The sequence below is a fragment of the Kaistella sp. genome (genome assembly GCF_049588135.1).
In the GTDB taxonomy this organism is placed as follows: Bacteria; Bacteroidota; Bacteroidia; order Flavobacteriales; family Weeksellaceae; genus Kaistella.
In genome coordinates this window covers 1-1,526 of sequence record NZ_JBAVFG010000150.1, presented here as the reverse complement: position 1 = coordinate 1,526, position 1,526 = coordinate 1, and the positions used below count along the sequence as shown (strand labels likewise).

General features: G+C 30.7%; 2 protein-coding genes. Both read left to right on the top strand.

Annotation, left to right across the window (positions count from 1 at the left end; genetic code table 11):
- The first annotated feature begins 481 nt into the window (after positions 1-481).
- Positions 482-961 carry a hypothetical protein gene (locus tag WBY99_RS08695; RefSeq protein WP_423975939.1) on the top strand — a complete coding sequence of 160 codons (480 nt, stop codon included), beginning with the start codon at positions 482-484 and terminating at the stop codon, positions 959-961.
- Positions 962-1,125: 164 nt separating this feature from the next.
- Positions 1,126-1,526 (top strand): hypothetical protein (locus WBY99_RS08690; RefSeq protein WP_423975938.1); only part of this gene is annotated, 401 nt, incomplete at its 3' end.

Here is a 1,526-nt window from a genome sequence, read left to right as displayed (position 1 = left end):
TTAGAGCGCAATTTTATAAGCCAGATTGGTTTTTTTGTTGAAAAGTTTGGTTTATAAAGCAGGGATTAAAAGAGGCAAAATAGAAGATTTTGCTAGGCAAACTTTCAAAGAGATCTTTGTCTGAAAGTTTCACTTTCGAAGCGAATACTCGCCTAAAGTTTGACGAAGTTATGGAAAAAAAATTAAAAAGTCAAGTTTTTATTTTTTTATAACTCTTTTAATCAATGCTTTATCACTTTTCGACTTCATTTTTTTACTTCGCAAAGCGGGGTTTTGCAAAATAAACAAATGAATAAAAAAATACAATCTGGCTTTAAAACTGACTTGTTTTTGTACATTAGCATGAACAAAAACATTCGCCTAACTGTCGGTTTTGCGAAATGCTTCGCACTTCGCAAAGCCGACGGACGTTATGTGCTATTTTGCCAAAAAACGAAAGACAAATTATTAAACAATATTTTAAATAAGAATGAATTTCAAATTGAACTTTAAACCTGATGAGAATTATTATAAGGAAGCATATGCTGAAATAATTTCATCGCTTAAATTCAAAAAATACGAGCCTCTTTTCGCGACAATAATGGTGTTTTTTGGAATTGGTTTATATTTTTTTGACACTCATAAAAAATTAGGATTATTTCCTTTTGTTTTTAGTTGTGTTGGAATTTATGAATTTTATAAATTCCATTTTGAAAAAAAGAAATGGCTAAAAGATCGTTTACAGAGCGGAATTGCAGGTCAACTTTTAGAGATGGAATTTAGTGAAACCACAATTAAACATAGTGGACCTTTTTCAAATGGAGAACTTAATTGGAATGGGTTAAAAGATATTATAAAAACAAAAAATGGAGTGCTTTTAAAACCTGAAAATGGAGTAAGTATTTATTTATCAGACAGACTATTTAAAGACAGTGAACAAATTGATTTTATACTATCAAAAAAGAAAAAAAACAGCACATAACAGCCGTTACACGAGATTTGGGCATTTGGCTGAATTTAAAGATGGTTTTGTACTTGGAAAATTTGTGTTTAACCGAAAAACCTCGCATCTTTAATCCCAAACCTCGTGTAGCGCCAGAACGTTATGTGCAACTCTAATAAAACGACACCTGACAAAAAAATACAATGATTAAACAAACAACTACATTAATTATTATGGGACTTCTATCATTCTTATTTGGCTGTAACAATAAAGAACAAAAATCAAATTCTAACAATATAAAACTTGAAGAAATCAATTCACGATTTGACCCCGAAGAAGGTTGGAGTGATATTTTTCTAAAAATCACAGAAGATACGAAGACTGATAGTTCACATATTTATGTTGCGAAAGGGCTTTATAACAACACAACTGTAGGTTTGGAAATAGAAATAAATTCCAAAATTGGTGCAGGTATTGTCAACGGCGAAATAGACGGAAAGGTTGGTTTCGTCAAAAATGCAGTACATCTAAAATCACTTGGGAAAGAAAGCGATGAATTAGTAAAAGCTTTATCAGAGTTATACAAATATCCAACAAATAAAGG